General features: G+C 44.8%; 19 protein-coding genes. 10 read left to right on the forward strand and 9 right to left on the reverse strand.

The window, feature by feature from the left end; all coding sequences use genetic code 11:
* Nucleotides 1-61: 61 nt before the first annotated feature.
* Nucleotides 62-307, reverse strand: coding sequence for a Rho-binding antiterminator (locus tag VJL_RS18660; RefSeq protein WP_038880258.1), 246 nt, complete (start codon nt 305-307; stop codon nt 62-64).
* Nucleotides 308-465: 158 nt separating this feature from the next.
* Between VJL_RS18660 and VJL_RS18665 the strand changes: the two genes are divergently transcribed.
* The 4 genes from VJL_RS18665 to VJL_RS18680 all read left to right on the forward strand — a co-directional run bounded on the left by VJL_RS18665 (nt 466) and on the right by VJL_RS18680 (nt 7,019).
* Complete coding sequence (locus VJL_RS18665) at nt 466-1,599, forward strand: MBL fold metallo-hydrolase (RefSeq protein ID WP_038880261.1); 1,134 nt, start codon at nt 466-468, stop codon at nt 1,597-1,599.
* Nucleotides 1,600-2,055: 456 nt separating this feature from the next.
* Nucleotides 2,056-2,823 (forward strand): transcriptional regulator, encoded by a 768-nt coding sequence (locus tag VJL_RS18670; RefSeq protein ID WP_038880264.1) that lies wholly within the window; start codon nt 2,056-2,058, stop codon nt 2,821-2,823.
* A 260-nt stretch (nt 2,824-3,083) separates the two neighbouring features.
* Entirely contained in the window at nt 3,084-5,774 is a 2,691-nt protein-coding gene (ygjK, locus tag VJL_RS18675) for an alpha-glucosidase (RefSeq protein ID WP_038880266.1), read from the forward strand.
* Between the two features lie 525 nt (nt 5,775-6,299).
* Entirely contained in the window at nt 6,300-7,019 is a 720-nt protein-coding gene (locus tag VJL_RS18680) for a hypothetical protein (protein WP_038880269.1), read from the forward strand.
* A 37-nt stretch (nt 7,020-7,056) separates the two neighbouring features.
* Here the strand turns inward: VJL_RS18680 and VJL_RS18685 are convergent, their stop codons facing one another.
* From VJL_RS18685 to VJL_RS18700, 4 genes are all read right to left on the reverse strand, one after another.
* Nucleotides 7,057-7,308: a TIGR03643 family protein gene (locus VJL_RS18685; protein WP_038880272.1), complete on the reverse strand. Its 252-nt coding sequence runs from the start codon at nt 7,306-7,308 to the stop codon at nt 7,057-7,059.
* A 129-nt stretch (nt 7,309-7,437) separates the two neighbouring features.
* Nucleotides 7,438-7,857 (reverse strand): VOC family protein, encoded by a 420-nt coding sequence (locus tag VJL_RS18690; protein WP_038880275.1) that lies wholly within the window; start codon nt 7,855-7,857, stop codon nt 7,438-7,440.
* A 39-nt stretch (nt 7,858-7,896) separates the two neighbouring features.
* On the reverse strand, nt 7,897-8,493 hold the full coding sequence (locus VJL_RS18695) for a LysE/ArgO family amino acid transporter (RefSeq protein WP_005434851.1): 597 nt from the start codon (nt 8,491-8,493) through the stop codon (nt 7,897-7,899).
* 154 nt (nt 8,494-8,647) lie between these two features.
* On the reverse strand, nt 8,648-9,955 hold the full coding sequence (locus VJL_RS18700; RefSeq protein ID WP_038880277.1) for a DUF1254 domain-containing protein: 1,308 nt from the start codon (nt 9,953-9,955) through the stop codon (nt 8,648-8,650).
* A gap of 139 nt (nt 9,956-10,094) precedes the next feature.
* Here VJL_RS18700 and VJL_RS18705 point away from each other — a divergent pair, with 139 nt between their 5' ends.
* The 6 genes from VJL_RS18705 (at nt 10,095) to VJL_RS18730 (ending at nt 15,247) form a co-directional block, all read left to right on the forward strand.
* Nucleotides 10,095-11,012 carry a LysR family transcriptional regulator gene (locus tag VJL_RS18705; RefSeq protein WP_038880280.1) on the forward strand — a complete coding sequence of 306 codons (918 nt, stop codon included), beginning with the start codon at nt 10,095-10,097 and terminating at the stop codon, nt 11,010-11,012.
* A 112-nt stretch (nt 11,013-11,124) separates the two neighbouring features.
* On the forward strand, nt 11,125-11,586 hold the full coding sequence (locus VJL_RS18710; RefSeq protein WP_038880282.1) for an ecotin family protein: 462 nt from the start codon (nt 11,125-11,127) through the stop codon (nt 11,584-11,586).
* The gene (locus VJL_RS18715; protein WP_038880285.1) at nt 11,583-11,891 is read left to right on the forward strand and encodes an MliC family protein; all 309 of its coding nucleotides are present in this window, start codon (nt 11,583-11,585) and stop codon (nt 11,889-11,891) included. The genes VJL_RS18710 and VJL_RS18715 overlap by 4 nt, the downstream gene beginning before the upstream one ends.
* A gap of 586 nt (nt 11,892-12,477) precedes the next feature.
* Nucleotides 12,478-12,882, forward strand: a complete 405-nt coding sequence (locus VJL_RS18720) for a hypothetical protein (protein WP_038869686.1) — start codon at nt 12,478-12,480, stop codon at nt 12,880-12,882.
* A gap of 14 nt (nt 12,883-12,896) precedes the next feature.
* Nucleotides 12,897-14,459, forward strand: coding sequence for an NAD(P)-binding protein (locus VJL_RS18725; RefSeq protein ID WP_038880288.1), 1,563 nt, complete (start codon nt 12,897-12,899; stop codon nt 14,457-14,459).
* Complete coding sequence (locus tag VJL_RS18730; protein ID WP_038880291.1) at nt 14,456-15,247, forward strand: hypothetical protein; 792 nt, start codon at nt 14,456-14,458, stop codon at nt 15,245-15,247. Before VJL_RS18725 ends, VJL_RS18730 begins: the two co-directional genes overlap by 4 nt.
* 255 nt (nt 15,248-15,502) lie before the next feature.
* On the opposite strand, the gene VJL_RS18735 is transcribed toward VJL_RS18730, so the two are convergent.
* The 4 genes from VJL_RS18735 to VJL_RS18750 form a co-directional block, all read right to left on the reverse strand.
* On the reverse strand, nt 15,503-17,113 hold the full coding sequence (locus tag VJL_RS18735) for an SNIPE associated domain-containing protein (protein ID WP_227741144.1): 1,611 nt from the start codon (nt 17,111-17,113) through the stop codon (nt 15,503-15,505).
* 151 nt (nt 17,114-17,264) lie between these two features.
* Nucleotides 17,265-17,756, reverse strand: coding sequence for a VOC family protein (locus VJL_RS18740; RefSeq protein ID WP_038880293.1), 492 nt, complete (start codon nt 17,754-17,756; stop codon nt 17,265-17,267).
* Nucleotides 17,757-17,912: 156 nt separating this feature from the next.
* Nucleotides 17,913-18,851: a LysR family transcriptional regulator gene (locus VJL_RS18745; protein WP_038880296.1), complete on the reverse strand. Its 939-nt coding sequence runs from the start codon at nt 18,849-18,851 to the stop codon at nt 17,913-17,915.
* Between the two features lie 94 nt (nt 18,852-18,945).
* On the reverse strand, nt 18,946-20,196 hold the full coding sequence (locus VJL_RS18750) for a hypothetical protein (RefSeq protein ID WP_038880298.1): 1,251 nt from the start codon (nt 20,194-20,196) through the stop codon (nt 18,946-18,948).
* Nucleotides 20,197-20,427 lie beyond the last annotated feature (231 nt).

Genomic DNA, 20,427 nt, shown 5'->3' on the forward strand with positions numbered 1-20,427 from the left:
CTTAACTCAGCCAGTTAAGGGCACTTTTTTATGTCTGACTTTTCTATCGGTTTTCGAGCAATTAACCGAAGGTCACTTCACTGAAATGCGGATTGTCTTTGAGTGCTCTCATCGCAATCAATTGTTCGGTTGGGAATGAAATGTGCTCACCATCGATATCCAAAAATAAGCACTCTTGTCGTTCAATATCGTAGCCTGTATCAAATGCGCTGCCTTGATGTTTCTCACCGTTTTTGAGGGTGATTTCCACGGTCAGATTAAACATACAGGCGATTTCAATAAAATCGTATTGGCTGCAGGTCACCATAACTTTTTCTCCTTCTCTCTTTCTTATCAAGACCGATAAAGGACAGAAATACTTCTCTGAAACCTAATCTTCATCTTACGCCCTATTTTGGTCATGAAAAAGACATACAAGCAGGCTTAACTAAAACCATAGTTTAGTGAACAAGACGTAGATAGGACATGTCTGAAACGACACTTAAAAACACGTACTTGGCTCGTGAGCGCGCAACGCAATCACTGATTACTCCTCACACTTACTACGCGCAGTTGGCGCATCGCATTAACCACTCACCTCAATTTGAACACGGACGCGTCAAAGACAAGATGCCAAATGTGCCAAGCCCTCAGTCTTTTTGGCAAGTGTGTTGGGCCTACATGGGCGGACGTTCGCCGCTCAGTCCCGATAACCAGTTGCCTTATTCATCGATAGAGCCGACGCGGTTTAAACAGCGACAACAAGCGATGAGAGTCACTTGGCTCGGGCATTCCACTTTGATGATTGAGACCGATGGCGTGCGCATTCTGACTGACCCTGTATTCGACTATGCGTCGCCGTTGATTGCTAAGGCATGGTTTGAGCGCAATATCCCCAATACAGCCGTACGTGATAGCTTGCCGATTCCGGATGTCATCGTGATCTCTCATGATCATTACGATCACCTCGAAGCTTCGACCATACGTTACTATTCTGATAAATCCGTAACATTTTACGTGCCACTCGGTGTCGGTAAGCATCTGATTCGTTGGGGTGTTAGACCGGATAACGTGGTGGAATTTGATTGGTGGGAGAGCGTTCATTACGCCAACGTTGAGTTGATATGCACGCCAGCCAATCACAACTCAGGGCGCACTTATCTGGATAAGAATTCGACCTTATGGGCATCTTGGGTGGTTAAAGGGCAGCAAGAGACCCTCTATTTCAGCGGCGACAGTGCGTACGATTGTCACTTTGCACAAATCGCTCAGCGTTGCGGTCCGATTGATATCGCCTGTTTGGAAGTCGCGGCAGATGTGAAAGGCAACCAAGGTTATCCGGTTGAGAACTGGGGACACATGCAAGCGCATCACACCGTACGCGCATTCAAAGATCTGCAAGCGAAGAAGTTGCTACCTGTACACTGGGCAACGTATGAGTTGTTTACGCACAAATGGGATGAACCCATTGAGGACTTGATTGAACATTGCCAAGCCGATCACATTGAACTTATTACTCCGATGGCGGGAGAGAGTATTTACGTGGCAAAAGAATATAAAAATAAATGTTGGTGGCAGGCCAATAAATTATGTGAGCAAGCTAGAAAAATACGGGTATAATATGACGGCGCTTCAATAATACCTCGGTTAATTTAACTAACTTTCTTGCTCCTTATAACAAGCTTTTTACTGGTCACTAACTCGATGAAATACCAGCCACTCGCGAATATTCTGTGATCTCAAGCGAGACTAAATTTTTAAGTACAGTTTTTTGATACTTCCCACCTAAGAAATTAATCTCTCGATAGAAAAATTTTACTAAAAATCTAAGTGAACTTAATTTTACGCATCAAAACAATTATACTCGTCGCCATACTGATAAGGCTTAAAATAACTGGTCAAAGTGTGAACGTAATGAGTAAAACTTGATCAGTTAACAACAAGTAAAAGTCTCATCATTGAAATCGATTTAATTGATAAAGAATGCTGGTGATAATTGGAAGCAGCATCACAAGAGTAGGATTCTCTTGAATATATCATCAGGGATGCTGAAGAAATTAAAACAGGCATTGTTAGATGAATAATTCTGCAACGTATTTACTTGCTGCTTTACGAGAAAAAATTAAAGAGAAAGGGATTTGTTATTCCGATCTCTCTGCCGGAATGGGGATTCCTCTATCAACCATTAAGAGACAGTTACACAACACGTCTTTAGGGTTGGACAAAATACTCTCGTATGCCACTCATTTAGATACTGACTTAGTCGAATTGTCCATGCGTGGTAAACAGCTGCAACAAGAGAACGAGCAGTTTATCACTGACATCAACAGTGAAATATTTCACCAGTATCCGTACTTGTTTGATTTCTTGTATTTATTGCGTCGGAAGGAATGGTCTCCGCAAGATATTGCGAGCAAATACCAATTAACCCATACCTCGATCACGCTTTATTTCCGTGCATTGGAAATGATGGATTACATCGAGCTAAAAGGTGAGGACCAGTACCGCTTTAAAGACCAAGGTCGCTTTATTTTCGAAGAAGGCTCTAAGCTCGATACTTTGTTCGCCAAGCGCTTTCGAGATGAAGTGTTCAGTCATGATGTGCGACCACCGATTTGCATGGGACGCATTGCTATTACTGAAGAGCAGGAAGAAAAATTGGCGAATGAGGTGTACAACAAACTGATTGAGTTTGATGTGCAGAACAAGAGCGGGGAATGCAGTAAGCGACTGAGAAACGTCTTGATGACTTACACGCCGGGTAATCAGATATTCCTTTCGGATACGATTCCGAATATTGACGGTGAATTATTAAAAGCCATCTCGATGGCGAATGAAAAATAGTGACTATTTAATCACAAAATAAAGAATTTATATTAAGTGGGTGTGTTTGATAATGAATACATCAAAGCCCCACTATTATCCAAAATTAATGACTTGTTATTTAAATAGGTCAAACGAAGAAGAGACAAATTAACCGATCTCTTCTCACATCCAAAAGTGAAATAAATAAGGCTGAGTCTTCATCATCGAAAATCGGCAGGGCACGTCTCGACCTTTTTTCTCCTGATCAGGACCAAAAGCCAATAAATGAGGGATATAACATGCACTTTAAGACTTCTTTATGTGCGATTGCTGTCGGGGTTGCTCTAACACTTAGTGGATGCAACAGTAGTGATAATGACTCGAATGTGGATGCGCCACTGAAAGCGGCTGAATTCCATAACACCATCGATCGTGCGGGTGTGCCATTGGCACTGCGTGATCTTCATGGTGGTCACCTTCGCTACATTCCTATGTTCGATAACGGCTCGTGGCATGGTCACACACTAGACACTAAAGGTGGTGAAATCACCTTAGGTGGTACTGCGTTACTAACGGAAGAATACGTGTCATTCATGGCTGCACGTTTTGACCGTTTGGCACTAACGGTTGATGGTCAACCTATGCCACTCAAATTGACAGAAGCTTACTCACAACCTGGCGCATTGATTCAAAAATACACGGGCGATAACGGCATCGAAGCGGAGCTCGAAATGCGCTTTGTGACAGACCGTACTTCTCTTGTTAAAACCACCATCAAGAACCCGAACAAGCTGGCTATTCAAGGCGAATGGGACGGCGAGTTGATGCAAGATTACCGCGCTGACGATGGTCAACTTTACAAGAACAACGACAGCACTGTTCGCAGTGTTGAAGATGCATACCCTACTTACTCACGTGAAATCGCCGCGACAGAAAACGGCGTAGAAGTGTCTTTTGGTGCGGTTCGTGACTCTTGGTCGTTATTAACTTCGGGCGATTCTAAGTTTGAAGTGACGCGTTCTATCAAACCAGAAACGTCTACCATCGATGATGACAAGAAAGGCTTCGTCCAAACGGCAGAGCTAGGTGATGGCGAAGAAATCACGCTCTACACGGCGTACACGCACGTTCAAAACACTGAAGAACAAACGTCTGAATTTGCAAAATTGGATGACGTAATGGCCGATCCAAAAGGCTACATGCACGATTCAGCAATGCGTTGGGAAGAGTATCTAGCAAACGGCCTTACGAACGATGCTGCTTCAAAAGAGCATGAATTCGTTGCAGTAAAAGCGATGGAAACACTAAACGCAAACTGGCGTGGTGCAGCGGGTGCGATTGATCATGATACTGTTACGCCTTCGGTTACGGCGCCTTACTTCTCGGGCAACATGACATGGCCGTGGGATACGTGGAAACAAGCTTATGCGATGTCTCACTTCAACCCAGATGTGGCGATGGAAAACATTCGTACTGTATTCCAATACCAAGTGCAGTCTGACGATCCGGTTCGCCCTTGGGACGAAGGTTACTTGCTTGATGTAGTTACCTACAACTTGCCGGCAGAACGTTGGGAAGGCATGTCTGCGGAATACAAAAAAGTGTTCCCTCAAGCGACGGATGGTCTGAACTGGAATGAGCGTAATACCAAGCCATCACTTGCTGCTTGGGCGGTATGGGAAGTGTATACCGCACTGAAAGATGAGCATAACCGTCCAGAAGAAGCGCAAAAATGGTTAGAAGAAATGTATCCGAAGCTGGTTGCGTTCCACGACTGGTGGTTACGTGCTCGTGATACGAATAAGAACGGTATCCCAGAATACGGTGCAGCGAAAGATCCAATCCACACGGTTTTCGAAGGTGACGTGAATGACGGTTCTTGGGGACCAGATGCGTCTGTCGATGACATGAAGTTCCAATACAAAGACGAAGCGAATGGCGACAAGTGGATCAAAGAAACGGGCATCGAGAAATACAACGAATTGTTGACTTCTGGTGACTACACGGCAATGAGCATCCCTGCAAAAGTCGCAGCGGGTTGGGAGTCAGGTCGTGACAACGCAGGCGTGTTTGGCTTCATTGATACGATTGACAATCTACAAGGTATGGCTGAGCAACCAACGCAAGAAGAAGCGGAAGTGATTGACCAAATGGGGCGATACGCTCATAACACCAACGGCTTCGACAACACCTACGACATGATGATGGGTGAAGACGGTTCTGTCGTGACTTACCGTAATGATTCGGTTGAGAACATGGACAAACTGGCTCAAGCGAAGAAAGACTGGGAAGTGAAGTTCAACGAGAACACCGACGACTCAAACAACTTGTCTGGTTACTCACTCATGCAAGAGTCAGTAGACCAAGCGTCGTACTGGTATTCAGACAACCTGTACCTATCGCAAATTGCCGATGTATTGGGTAAAGCTGACAAAGCGGCAGAGTTCGCAGCGAAAGCCGCTGATACCAAAGAGTACATCAACCGTTGTATGTACGACGACACAACTGGCTTCTATTACGATATTGAAGTGGTACCAAATGGCCTTAGCAATCAGTGTGCAGGTCCAATGTTGGTGAAGCGCGGTATGGGTCCGGAAGGTTGGTCTCCACTATTTAACAACGCAGCAACGCAAGAACACGCAGATAAAGTGGTGAAAAACATGCTTGATACCAGCAAGTTTAACTCACCGAAGATCCCACTTGGCACGGCGTCGATGGACAACCCTGCTTACGGACCAGACATTTACTGGCGTGGCCGTGTATGGCTGGATCAGTTCTACTTCGGCGTTCGTGGCATGGACAACTACGGTTACGGTGTAGAAGCGCGTCAAATGGTTGATAAGCTGTTCCAAAATGCACAAGGTCTAACGGAAACGACGCCAATTCAGGAAAACTACAATCCTGAAACGGGTGCAGTGCAGGGCGCAAACAACTTCTCTTGGAGTGCTGCGCACCTTTACATGCTGTACAACGGCTTTGTGGGCAAGTAACACCTGTTGGTGAGTCACTAACACGGTCAAATATTAAGCGTTGCAGATGACCCCCCTAGCATCTGCAATCGCTTAATCTTCTTCAAATTAGGCTCAATAATATCAAGCCGGGTAGTGAAAACTGTCCGGTTTTTATAGAGTTATCACACTACTTTTCTGTAATTTCCTAAAATTTGTATGCAGGGAAAAATGCGCGACAACGCTGATTTTCCTTATAAAACAATCATTAATAACACCGCATTTCGTTCTGTCTATTTTCAATACATAACATTTATAAAATGATCATTTAACTGTTTTGTAACAAAATATATGCTTCATAAATCAATGAGGTCGTTAAATATTCATACGAAAGCATTAAGAGTTGTCCTAACCTCGCCGCTGGCCAGCCGCTCCGAGCCGAAATCATTCCCAAACTCTACTCTTCCGCTTGAAGCCACCTCATTCCAAGGAGCGTATTGATAAATACCTCACTTTCTTAGTAGTCAGCATGACGTGTTGCGATGCAGCACCATCAAGGAAGGTGACATGAACTGTTTACAGACCAGCCTTTATAACTTGCTAGAAGACAATAACTTTGTACCCTCTAAAGAGTACAAAGCCTCGATTGCAAGCTACCTACATTCCGATTCCTCACTCACACCTCAAGCGATGGGAGCACTCACTGGAGAGATATTTCAGAGCAAGCAAACTATGGCGTATTACTTGTTACACAATGCCATTAATGAAGAAGAGGGTGCAGAGCGACTCAAAATGATCGCCACTCGTTACGCGCAAGGGGAAATGAAGCAGCAAATCATGCATCACTGCCAAAACGACAGAAATCACTCGGCCATGTACGCCAGCTTGATCCCTCTAACGGGCTACCAAACTGAGGTGTATCAGGAAGATAAGTCGAGCGATTTCAGCAATGTCAGCCACTTTTACGACGACATTAAAATCCACCTTTTCCGAGCTCACTCTGTCGAACTTCGTTCTTGGTGTTTATTGGTTTCTCAACTGAGTTTTATCGACCAATCGGATATCCCGTATCTGAAAGAGATGCGACCGACCATTCAGCAGATTTTAGATGATGAGGTGAGGCAGGTTTCCTACACGGCGCAACACGTCAGCCAGTGGTTGGAAGAAGATCCGTCACTGTGCCAAGCCTTCACGCAATGCATGAGCCACACCTACCGAGAAACGTGGGATTACCTTGCCTCTATGGCGGAGTTCATGAGAGACAGTGCGCCTTACTTTATGGTTTAAGCGCATAGCGTTTGCAATTTAAGGCTCTATGAAGGGCTCAACGTTGTTTGTACTGCGTTGGACAATAGCCTCTGTTCACGTCTGGTGAGCGCAGTTTTAAGTGTTTGGTGTTGCGTCCAGATACACGTTGTCGCCAAAGCTTGAAACTGCGGGGTTTGAGGTGGCGACGCATCAGGCTGATAACACCATTTTCGCTCAAGCCGAATTGATGCTCAATCGCTTCAAACGGGGTTCGGTCTTCCCATGCCATTTCTATGATTCTGGATAGTGCGTCGTCGTTGGGGGTCATGGTGTGTTCCTAATCAGGGTTGCCTATTTAAGCTTAGGAACACACATACGTAATCAACGGCGAAACGGTTTAATAGAAAGCCGCATTTAACCGATAAAATGAGGAAATAAAGTTAGGAATAGCAACAAGTTATTCCTGTGGTTTAAGCTCGACCACATTGCCTTCTGGATCTTCTAAATACACAGAGCGACCAAAGCCCTGTGCGCCATATCGTTCGGCAAACTCTTCAACGTGGACATTATGTTGGTGAAGATATTTAAGCAACTCAGACTCTTCAAAAGGTGCAATTTGCAGGCAGAAATGGTCAAGGTTGCGGCCATCTTGGCTTGGCGATTTGCCGCCTAACTTTCCGAGTTCACTTTCAACCGTCACCAAATCAATGATGGCTGCGCCAGCACGTAACTGCGTCAGCCCTAAGTCTGGCAACTCCCGCTCGATAGGACATCCCAATAGATCTCGATAGAAACGGAGCATCGCATCGAGATTATCTGTTCTCAATACCACGTGATCGAGGGCTTTGATTTCAATGGGGTTGCGTTGGTTTGCCATGACGTGTTCCTTTTTCGAGCATTGAGAAAAGTATACGCACTAAACCAGCAAGCTGATCGCCAGAGCCAGCATGACAAAGCCAATAATGAACTCAAGAACCTGCCAAGAGCGAGCATGCTTAAAGATGGGGATCAATAACTTAGCGCCATAGCCAAGGCTGAAAAAGAACACGAAGGAAGCCGATACCGCACCCACTGCAAACTGCCATTTGTGTGGTTCATATTGAGTAGAAATTGATCCTAACAGCACGACGGTATCAAGGTAAACATGCGGGTTTAACCAAGTGAATGCCAAGCAGATCAGAGCCGTTTGCCATGCACTTTTGGAGGCATCACCTTCAGGATTCATCACGTGCTTTTGCGTCAATGCCGAGCGTAAACTGCTGAGACCATACCAAGTTAGGAAGGCAGCACCAGCATATCGTGCGATGGTTTCAATCAACGGAAACTGCTTCACTAAGTAGCCAAAACCCGCCACACCAAGGGAAATCAAAATCGCATCCGACAGTGCACAAATAAAGCACACCAGAAACACATGATGCTGTTTGATGCCTTGTTTCAGCACAAAGGCGTTTTGCGCTCCGATAGCAAGAATCAATGATATGCCAAGCGTAAAGCCAGCAAGGTAGGTGGTCATTCTCTCTTCCTTGAACATCGACCAAATATGGCTTCAAACCATAACCTTGTCATTGGTTTGGAGCAAGTGGCACGTAATGACGTGATCGAGAAACATGAAACGCTACTCCAAAGAGTAACGTTTCAGTTTTTGCTTCACGGATTAATCGCAGAGCTTATTCGACTGGGGCGATCTCCGGCATCTGATATTCGCCACTTTGGATCGCTTCGTCCGCACCGTAGAAGCGCATGATGGCGTAAAACGGTTTCTCTGGTACTGGTAAGTAATTCGGGTCATCCGCATTGCTTTTCGTGTCAGAGCTCATGTGAATGGTGTAGTAACCATCCGCATCAGGCTTCATGCTGCGATCCCCACGACTGTGTCGGTTTAAGGCGTTTTTAGCCATCAAACGGTTATCACTGCCGTAAATGGTTACCGACCAAAACTCACTGACATTTGGGGCTTTAAAGCGCATCACGTAGTCATGCTTCGAGCCATCCAGCTTTTCCCCTTTGGTATCAAAATCCGTCTTGCGGTAAGACGCCTCAATAGGTGGTAAGCCCCATTGGCCCAGATAAGTGCCTTCAGCAAAGACTTCGCGCGGGGTATCGCCAAGGGTGTCGCGTGTGCCTAGTATTTGACGCGCATCCGTAACTTTCGGTGCTAGCTCAATAATACGCTGCATGCCTTGTTGTTCTGCTGCTTTGGCAAGCTTCAATTGCTCAGGTGTGAAGTCAGTTTTGCAAGCTTCGACACCGATAGGTTGGTATTTTTCTAACCATTGTTTATCAGCATCACCCATCGTGCCATCGCAAAGGACGAAGTTAACGCGCTCCAGCCAACTCGAATGCTTCGGATCTGGGTAGGTGCGCTGCACGGGTTTCGGTCCGTTTTGACCGAGGTATTCCGACAAGGTGCGGATAGTCCATTGATCCATGTAATCGAGTGCGATTTTTGTGTCTTCGCCACCCAGCGCCATGATGCGTCCCATCAGCTTAACTAGGTTACTGTCGACGCGAATCACCTCATCTACGGAATCCGGAACCTCACCTTGCCAATTGTTGGCGGCAAACATGAATTGGCCACCTTCTGTGCCACGAGTTCGTGAGCTGAATGCCGCGTTGGTGTAGTGGCCCATGTCCATGGTGTGCAGTATCCAGTAGCGCCCTTCATCCATATCTGGAACGCTGACGATGACGGGTTCAGCGGCAACGTCTAACCAACCCATCAAGTGGAGCGTGTCGTTGTTGATGGTCGGGTGCGCGGTATAGGTGTCATCGGCTAAGCCGCGAATATTTTGAAAGCGATTGAGTGGGTAATCATTTTCTACTGCAGTGTGGTAGAAGAATTTGTACGCCTCATCAATCGAGTATCCATAAATGTAGGCATCTTTCGCGAGTTCGCTATTGGCCGTATCGGCAAAGGCAGGTTGAGCGCCAAGTGCAGACAAACCCAACAAGGTGACAAGAAGTTTCTTTTTCATAGCTGACATCATCCAAATAGTGTGTGGTGAATGCACTCACTATAAATTTTGTCCGCGCTATGACAGAAATGAATTGGTGGTATTTAGCTCATACCATTATTGTTATAGAGTCGACCAAAATGCAGAAAAGGTGCTGAGCGTGATTGGATTTGATTACAACTTGTTGAAGGTATTGTCGGTCATTCTCGAAACGCAAAATACCACCGTCGCGGCAGAGCGGCTCTGTACTAGCCAACCCGCCGTGAGCCGAAACTTAAGAAAGATTCGTGAGCTGTTCAACGATGATATTTTGGTGAGAAAGGGGGCGGTGATGGAGCTAACCCCAAAAGCGGAAGAGCTCAAAACTCAGCTTTCTGGCCTCATCCATGACATTGAAGCGTTGGTCAATACAGCAGAGCGCTTCGACCCAAGCACCGAAAAAGCCAACCTGCGCATTGCGATAAACGCCTCCATTGCCCAGTGGTTTTCTGCCCCTTTGACTCAGTTTCTTGCCAAGGAAGCCCCATTGATGAACTTGGTGATTGAGGATTGGACAGAAGCAACGCCCGAGAAAATAGATGCTGGAGAGATTGCCTTTGGTATTAACTATTTCCCAATGGATTTACCTAAATTCCTGGTGCAGAAGAAGGGCGGCAAAGACCATTTCGCTCTGGCTGGCCGCATCGGGCATCCATTGGAGGGAAAGTGCGTTCAACTGGACGATCTCAAGGCGGCGTCGTTTGCTGTACACATCATTCCCCATTGGAATGAAAAAGAAGTGCACATCTCTCGTTTACTGCAGCCCTTGTCCGTAGTGCCTAGGATTCAGCTTAGAACGAGCCATATCAATACTATTCTTAACCTCGTATCTGAAAGTGACATCCTTTTCCCATGCTCCAAATACCTTATTGAGCAATTGGACGCGCGGTTTGTTGGTCTCGATTTTGCGCAGGAGTTACCAACATTAGAAGGCAATTTTGGCTATGTTTACAGCACCAAAAGAAGAAATGAACCAATGACACAATGGCTGAATCAATCCATTGAATCTTTGATGGCTGAGTTGGGCATCCGAGCCTGATTCCGCATTGACGTCGTAATTGTGAGAGTAGACCTCAATTTAAACCGTAGTTTCACAATAAGTTGGCGTTCCCCATTACAATATGCCCATCCATATGAAAAAGGAAAAAACGATGAAAGCAGTTTGGTTGGCCGCAGGTGCATTGGCACTGAGCGGATGTTCGACAATGAACTCAGCAAATGACGTATCTCGCCCATCGGCAGAGATGTTCCCAGAGATGGAGAACATGACGAAGCACGTTTTCTATGTAGACCCAGCAAGCAACGAAGCAGATAAGCGCGTTGAGCTTGTGGTTGGCAAAATGATGGAAACAGACTGTAACCGCGTTTCTCTGGGTGGCAGTGTGAGTGAGCACTCGCTAGAAGGTTGGGGTTACACTTACTACCAAGTTGACGCTTCTCCAGCAGGTGGCATCTCTACACTAATGGCTTGTCCTGAAGACATGGAGAAGGTAGAGACTTTCGTTCAAATGCCAACACGCGACCTTTACCGTTACAACAGCAAGCTACCTGTTGTGGTTTACGCGCCAGCGGATTTGGACGTGAATATTCGCGTTTGGGCACCTGAAGAATGATTGCTAAGCAGGCAAAAATCGCACTGACATTAGTTGGTTTGCTTGCGCTTGGTGGCTGTGCCTCTACCGCGCCAGAGTATCAATACCAGTGTGACGACGGCCATCAGTTTGCAGCTAGCTTTGATCAGGAAAAAGCGCTGATCACCGTTGATGACGGGAGAGAGATTGAACTCAAACAAGTTCGTTCTGCCTCTGGTGCAAAATATATGTCTGATGACCAAATGCTCGTCCTGCACACCAAGGGTGACGAAGCGATTTTGATCGTCAACGAGATATCCCAAAGTGCATGTCGCGTGACGAAGTAATCGTTAAATTCAAAAGGCTTGGTTGATACCAAGCCTTTTTTTTCACGCTTTGTATGGTGGTCATATGTTTTCTGTGGCAATACGGTTGCAGCTTCCCTTTCTGGGTCAATACACATCGAACAAATCCGCCTCTAGCACCCTCTTTTCTTCTTCGTAAAAACTACTTCCAAAGTTCAGGTCAAGTTGCCTTATCGTAAGTTTAGGTGAGAGATTGTCTTATTTTATAAAATTTTAATGTTCAATGTGTTACTAAGTAAACTCGTCGAACAACTATTTGTGTCATTTATCATTTAAAGGTTATGTAATTAATCAGGTTTATTTTTATTTTTGTCCAACCTTCGAAAACCTTTCCAATATCTGGCTTTCTATATTTGTTGTCTTAGCTTCTAAAATTCTCTGTTTAGTATTCATTTTGTTTATTCAAGGTGCTGATAATTATTAAGTTTATCTTTTATTTAGCATTTTTGGACTATGGCGTATTTCTTACAAAATTAAAATCCTTAAGCCAATGGTCGTAAGTGCGGAGTTGATATACATTCTCGTTTGGGAACATTCCCGCTATAAATATAAAAATGGAGAAATTATAATGAAAAACGTTCTTGGCTTCGTGACCCTTCTTGCTGCTTCTTTTGTTCACGCTGAAGACGCGATTACTTTCCCAACCGAGCAAGCTGCTGGAGGAAATGACGCGATTGTCTTTCCTACTGTGCAGAATCCCATTGTGTTGGTTGGTGGGTACGAAGTAGAAAATGGTGTTTTGCGTTCTCGCACTTACGACTGTGGGATTAATATCAGTGACTTAAACCTCTCAGCCCAGCTTGTGTGGGAAGGTGCGACACCTAAAGTGATGATTGTGGGCGACGATCTGATTATGTGTCGTTCACTGGCGAATAGTCCATTTGAGCTCGACATCAGTACGGTGTTGAATCAACTTCCGAACCACGATCTATATCGATTAGAGATCGCGAATCATGTCAACTTTCATCGATAGTTCGAGGAGAGAACATGACTTTTTACTCTTCGAATAAAAGGGGGGAGAAGGCCTGTGCTTGCACGGGCTTTTCGCGTCCCAAAGTGGCGATTTTCGGTGCTGGAATTTCTGGCTTAACTGTGGCTCATAACTGCATAAAACGAGGTTTTGAGGTTTCTGTTTACGACAAGGAGCTATACACCGGAGGAAAGTGTATCGGAACGGTAGATGAAGGGGGGAGGGTTCATGAACTTACTCATCGGCAGTTCTTCGCAAAAAACCACAACCTCATTAATTTTCTTAAAGAAATTCCTTCAGGGGCTGGCTCTTGTTTAGACTCGCTTTACCCTCAGAATATCGTGCAATTTTCTTGGGCACAAAGTAGCAAAACCATACAGTTTCAGCGTGGTTATTTTACGCGTTTAGAAAAACTGTGGGATGACGCAAAGTCCGCCTATTCAATGCATTATGCTCAAGTTCCTCTAACGGATACGTTTTGGTTTAAGCAACGATTGCAGCAAACGTATTCTACAGAGGAATTACTCGGTGTTTCCGTTAGAGATTTCTTCTGCTACGACTCAAGGCCACACCTTGCCGCTTTCCTTCGTTCAGTCTTGCTAGGTTGGATTGGAGCGACTGATGATACGTCAGCATTGGCGATTTTGGATTTACTCAACAATAAAGAAGGCGAGTTGCATACTTTGGCACCAGACGCCTACAGCTTGGGAATGCGCAAACCCATTAGTGACGCGCTTATTAACCCGTTGACTCACCATCTCCAAAAGCAGGGTGTTCAGTTTCACTTAGGCTACAAAGCGAAGGCCATCTATCCCAACAAAGCACGGACCCGAGTGGATGGTGTGCGACTACACAATGACTGTACCGTTCTCGCCGATTATTATGTCTTTGCGCTTCCGGCCCATGTTACTCACTCTTTACTTTCAGAAACCAGTTCAGCATTAAGTTATGATTACGTCTTGAGCCACGGTTTTCAGTTTTATTTTTCTCGTATCCCTACTGAACTCAAAAATAGAACGGTTGGCTTAGTCCTCGATTCTCCCTGGGGATTGAGCTATCACGTCACCACCAGAAACACATCTCGAGGTGAGGTGACGTGCTTATCGGTAACCGCGACTAAGCTTGATGATGCACTTGGGCTTTTGTATCAAAAGCCAATGCTGTCTTGTACTGAAGAGCAAGTAAAAGATGAATTATTGTTTCAGCTTTTTGGGCAACTGGACCTACTCGAACATTCGGCTTACAAAGGATTTAGAGTTGGCCTTGGGGCAAAAATAGTCACACCTCAAGAGCTAGACACTTTGTACTCAGAGTACTTTCATGGTGATGTTTTTATCAATGAGCGTGGGCAGCCTCGACAGTGGGTTTTGCAACACGCCCTCACTCAACCTACCACTCAGAATACGCTCACAACAACAGTGAAAAACTTTTCTAACGTCTTTTTAAGCGGTGAGTATTTATCTGATCCCCGCCAAACTTGGCGAGTACCGGTTACGTTGGAGCGATGTATAGAAACCGCTAATTTATGCTCGGCGGATTTAGCCGAGTATGCAGACTCTGAACATGAGATGTGCCAATGAAGTCCCGAATTTATTCACCCTTGTCATCGGGGCTCTTTCTGTTGCTGTGTTTGGTGTACAGCAGTGGTTTTTATCTACTAGTGCAAAGTTCGATTTGGCTCGCGTTAGCATTGACAGTGCTGTTACCTGTGGTGTTCTGGCCGTTAACGCAACCGGTCGAAAATTCAGGAGAAATAAAGCGAATCCTCTGTTTAGAAACTGGTTTTAACGTGTTGTGTTTTTTAGCGGCGAGTAAATGGGTCAGCATCGAACATGTTGATAAGGGTTTGGTCGTATTTTTCGTTCTCCAGTCCGCGGGGTTTTTATTGGTGCAGTTTAAAAAGCGGGCTTATTTGTCGATGTTTATATCGATGGTACTGGCTGCAGCGATCGCCTACTGGGTACATTCAGGGATACAAACCACACTGCAAGGAGAGGGGAGGATCGTCTTATTTGGAGAGCCTGTTCCTTGGCAATTAAAAGTGATTTACGGTTTGTGGCTGACGCAATTACTGCTTGTCGAATATCGTTCTGTGTTGCCAAAACTGACGTTGGCTATCTGCCACATTGCGTCTTTTGTTATTGCAATTGGTGCTGAGGATTTCTTCCACGCCCGCATCGCGACAGCCAGTCACCTTCTTTTCCTCAGCCTGTGTTTCAACTTAAAGAGTTTAGATTGGGGAGGACGTGAATTCGCAATATCGAATCGATTGAGCCGTTTCATTCAATTGCCAATCGTTAGAGAGCCATTTTCTGAGTTTTTACTTGGCGTTGTTGCTATCACTTATCTTGGGATTTTTCTGATGTAGTCTCTTGGGGTTATGTGTTTCTCACTAGCAACCCCCTCCAACTCCCCCTTGTATTGACATGGTTTGCTCAGCATTTGCATTTCTTGTCCAAGGGGGAGGGCTGTCCTTTGGTGTCATTTCGACGAGCCTAGGCTACATCAAGAATCTCGTTTTAACACGCTCCGACAGTTCCTCCCCTTTGCTCTCGATGTATTTTGATCGCCGAAGCTGAGACCAAGGAAAGGTGAGATGGGGTTGATGTTATAGAGTGCTTACTTAAATAGCATCGGCGAAACTTGGTAAGTTGTTTGCGCGTTCTGCTTCTTCTGAAGCACCGTGCTCCTTCACTTGTTCCTGCTTCTTCATTGCTTGAGTTTCATAATACTCTTGAGCAACGGCAGTCTTCACGAACTCTATCTCATGGTTTGAGAAGGATTGCGCAGCTTCCTGTATTTCGTTTAGTGTGGCATTGAAGAACTCTTTTCGTCTGTTAATCATGTTTAATCGGCGAGAATCGAAGACTTCATGTAGCTTCCTCTCTAATGTCGGAGCATCATCAGTATGAATCATTGCGTGTACATCAAACGTGAATGGTACAGAAGCATCCCCGAGTTCTTTGACGCGATCCATTGGTTCAAGTCGACGTGTCATACCGATTTTATATATATCTTCGCCAAAAGAGCCGATATTTGAAATAACGTAAACATGCCCTTGTTTTGTCTGCTCTGCCATTGATTGAGCACGTTGGTGCTTGAGCTCTGCTTCCTTCAGGTTGGCTTGTAGTTCTGCTATCTGTTGTTCAAGCTCTAGCTTTAGTTCGTCACTGGCTTGCTCTAGTTCTTTTCTCGCGGTGTCGAGAGCTTTTTGGAAGCGTTTTTCTTCCTTTATGGCTTCTGCTTCAGCTTTTTTAATTTCGGCTTCAACCTTAGCCTCTTCTCGCATTTGTGCCTTTATCTCTGCTTGTTCAACTTTCTCTTGTTGTTTTTTCTCGCGATATTCATAGGTCAGTTGAAGTTCTTTGAGCTTTTCTTTTAAGTACTTGTCTGTGATGGAAATGGCATTCGGCTCGTTAAGCTGGTTGATTGCAGTAAAAGCCTTTCTAATACGCTCTTGCATTTTGACGACGTTCTTCCATGTACAGTTAGCAATTGCTGCTTCACATTCGTTGTTAAAGGCTCTAGCAGTAAGTCGAATGCTCTTATCCGTCATCTTCTTGCCTTCAGAACGTGAACCGTCGACGGTCCATTCTCTATAGCAAAAAATAGCACCGCTAGATGATTTTTCTCTCATCAAAGCTTTTTGTCGGTCTTTGCACTTTTTGATTTCTTCTTTGAATTTCTCTGAGGCATCGAAGTCAAATTTTGGTTCATAGAAGCCAAGTTCTATTAGTTCAATATCGTCTCTAAAAATAGCAATCTGCCTGCTCAAGGCATCATAGGTTAGCTTTTTGCTTTTGTAGTCAGTACGTAACTCATTTATTTTTAATTCAGTTAATCGCTGCTCCTCAACGGTTTGATTCTTTTTAGACTCTAAGTTTTCAAGAGTCTTTCTCGCTCGAGCTTCGATTTCCTCTTTAGCAATTTCCAGAGCATTTTTTATATTGTGACATTCAGCCTCAGTATCAAAAATTTTCGAGAATCTTATCTTGTACTCATCAAGACGTTCGGTTGCCTCGGTGATCTGGATTGTGTTGTTTTCAATGGTTTTCTTTTGTTCGAAAGTCGTTTGGCGATAGTTATCAATTATAGAGTTAGCTTGAGAAAGCTCAGATTGAGTCAGTCTAAGTTGATTTTTGGCGTTGCTGCCTCTCTTTATCAAAAGGAGTATTACAATGAATAGAGCTGCAATTGAGCCAATTAAGAAATGTGGCAAGTATAAGAATTCCACGATTAAGCCTCTGTTTATATTTAATAGCTAAAAAACAATAATAATATAACGGGCTGTCGTTCTGTATGTCGATTAAGATCATAAGAAATGAGTTTAATAAACAAAAAAGGGTTGGCACTAGGCCAACCCTTTCTGGTTCTTAAGCATTCAATTATTCGTAATCAGACGCGTAAGTGTCTTCGTAAGAGTGTGAGTAGAACTCAAATAGGTTGCCAAACGGGTCTTCTAGGTAAACCATTTGTGCTTGCTTTAGCTCGTCTTCTGGGTGGTAGCGCATGATATCCATACGTACTTTACCGCCGAATTCTTCTACACGCTCGATTGCTGAAGTAAACTGCTCTTTTGGTAGTTGTAGACAGAAATGGAAGATACCTAGACGAGAAAAATCAACGTTATGACGCTCTTCACGGTCAACCATTTCGAACAGCTCAACACCGATGCCGTCAGATGTCACTAGGTGAGCGATGTTGAAGCCTTTGAAGCCTTCACCGAATACGGCGATACACATACGACCGATTGCTGATTCGCGCTCTTCGATAACTTTTGTGTTGTTCATTACGATGCGAAGACCAAGCGCTTTAGTGTAGAACTCTACTGCTTTGTCCATATCGCCAACCATGATGCCTACGTGATTCATTTTCATAATTCTGCTCCAAAAAACTGTGATGTTTAATTCGTGTTTCGTTTCGATGGAGGTGAGTATATGGAGAAATTTTGATTATATGAAATTATCAATAATTTTGAAGATAATAATTTTTTATTATCATTGTTTCTTAGGCATCACTCGTTTTATTTTCAGTTAGGCATAAGACTGACTGACGATGAGCTCTCTTAGCCATTTATGGCTTGGGTCATTGTCGAGTTGCTTGTTCCAAAGTAGAAAGAACCCACCAGGTTCCATTTTTATCGGGAGCGGTTTGATCACAATGTCCGATTTACCTTCGAACTCGCGGATGCTTTTGTAAGGGTAAGTCAGTATCAAGTCGCTCTTCTCACACAGTTTCACGGCGCTGGAAATGTCGGACATGTTGACAGCGTTGTCGATGCGCAGGCGTTGCGTATCGAGCACCTCATGTAATAACCAGCTAGACACTCCGCCAGTGATGACTTGAATATGGCGGTACTTCAGGAACGCGTCGAGATTCCATTCTTCCTCTAATGCTGGGTGTCCTTTTCTCAAGATACACGCCGAGGTGTCACGCATCAGTTCCGCGTAATTTAGAGTGTCAGGGATGGTATCGACATGGGTTTTCGAACGATCATCAAACTCAAAGATACCCACACCAAAATCGATCTCTCTTCTTTGTAATCGAGTAATGCTGCTGTTACTCCAATCTGCGCTTTTGATGGTTATCTTTGGCGCACTAGACAACGCTTGAGGCAGAAAACGTGGGTAAATCGTGGAGTAGGCGGTTTCGATAAGGTCGATACTGAAAACGCGAGTCGAGCGTTCTGGGTCAAACTCTTCTGGTTCACGAAGCTGATCAATTTGCATCAGGATTTGTTGCAGCTTGCTTTCTAATGCCAGCGCTTTCGGGGTCGGCAATAAACCTTTGGATTCTCGCTCGAATAAGGGGTCATCAAACTCTTGGCGTAATTTAGTAAGCTGTTTACTGACGGCCGATTGAGATAAGAACAGTTTCTCTGCGGTTCTGCTCACGCTGCGTTCTTGCAGTAAAACATACAGACAAATCAGCAGGTTCATATCATTTTTGATTAAGTGGGATAGATTTATCATGATATTCCTATCATTCAACTTACAAATTGAAGGGTATGAATAGAAACTATATCACTTAAATGAATTGAGCCAGAAATACTGACTCGTTGCCTACTTAAACAATCAAACTGTCGAGGTATCGGCTAAGCTCTGCCCGAATCTCTAGCTCTGCTTCTGACAGGTATTTGGGTGTGTGTGCATCAACCTCGGCAATGTTTTGTTCGCGAACTTGATGGGTATCGCCGATGGCGTCAAATACGCTGCGCAGCAAGTTCATTGAGTGTGACATCAAAGCTTCGCTCTCTTGTTGTGAGAGTAAAGGCTCTGTGTCAAAACCAAGAGCGTAGAGGATATCGTTAAAGTGCATCGCATAACCTGAGCCAGAGACATCAAATGTGGTGCTCTTAATGCCTTTGGGGCTTCTCTCCCACAGATACGGCGGATGCTTGAGTGTGCCAAAACCAATTGCGATGACGCGCTCTAGGTAGTGCAGTTCCAATCTTCTGTCCCAGATATCACCGGCTTTTCCTGCCTCAATCACTACTTCAATATTGCCCTCGGTCGATGTGAGTTCGCCTTCGACATAGAGATGAGTTTCAGCGCCTTGTGTGTACTCCAATTGCGATTCGTTAATACGTTCGGCACGGACTTGTTTAAGTTCAATCTGTGAGTCTTCTATGCCGAATTTATGCAGGTAGCGAACTAACCCAGCAAGCGCATGAATGCCCATATCAAAGCCATAACCTCCGCCGCCGCTGGTGGCTAAGTTAAGTAGCTTTCTCGCGTTGAGTAACGCAATTCGGTTTTCAAAACGGAAGTCTTGGATCGCTTCATGACTGTCGATGGGGTTGTCGGCAGCAATCGCGATAATCTTGCGCGGGGCAGAATCAGGGAGTGCAATAGATGAATCAGAAAAGAGTGCTTCCAACGAAGGAGAAACCAAAGCGGTATCAATAAAGTAAAATTGCGCTCCGCGACGTTTAAGCTCGGGGATGACTTGGTTAAAGCCTTTGTCGATCTCAGCCAAGGAAAAAGACGGTTTCTCAACCACAAACAACAGGCTTTGAATATCGAGTGCACTACTCACTTGTTCAATAATGGAGAGATGTGTACCAACTGGCGTTAGAACGAAGGCCGCAGCAACATCAGTGTGTGAGTGAGCATGTAAAAACGCATCAAGATCGGCGTAGCGAGCGGAGTAAGGGAATTGAAACTGCGATGCACAGGATTTGGGATGTTGAACTGCAGGGTCAATGGCGACGACATCAAAGTGAGAACTTAAGTTATGCAGAAGGTTCTCATACAAACCAACCACAGACGATTTAGCGTTCCCCAATCCACCAAATACCAATACGACCTTGTTCATCACATCCCCTTATCCCAATTGCACTCACCAACAGGCTAGCAAAAATACGCTCAGGAATAATGGGATAAACCCGGAATTTTAAGTTCTACATTCGGTGATTCATACAAAAATGTATGGTCCGCCCCGTTATTGCAACTACAATTAATGTATGGTCCGCCCCGTTATTGCAACTACAATTAAGTAATAACGGAGTTGGTTTGCGCTAATGTATTCGGAGTCCACGTTGGGAAC

This window comes from Vibrio jasicida CAIM 1864 = LMG 25398 (genome assembly GCF_000400365.1).
GTDB classification, from domain to species: Bacteria; Pseudomonadota; Gammaproteobacteria; order Enterobacterales; family Vibrionaceae; genus Vibrio; species Vibrio jasicida.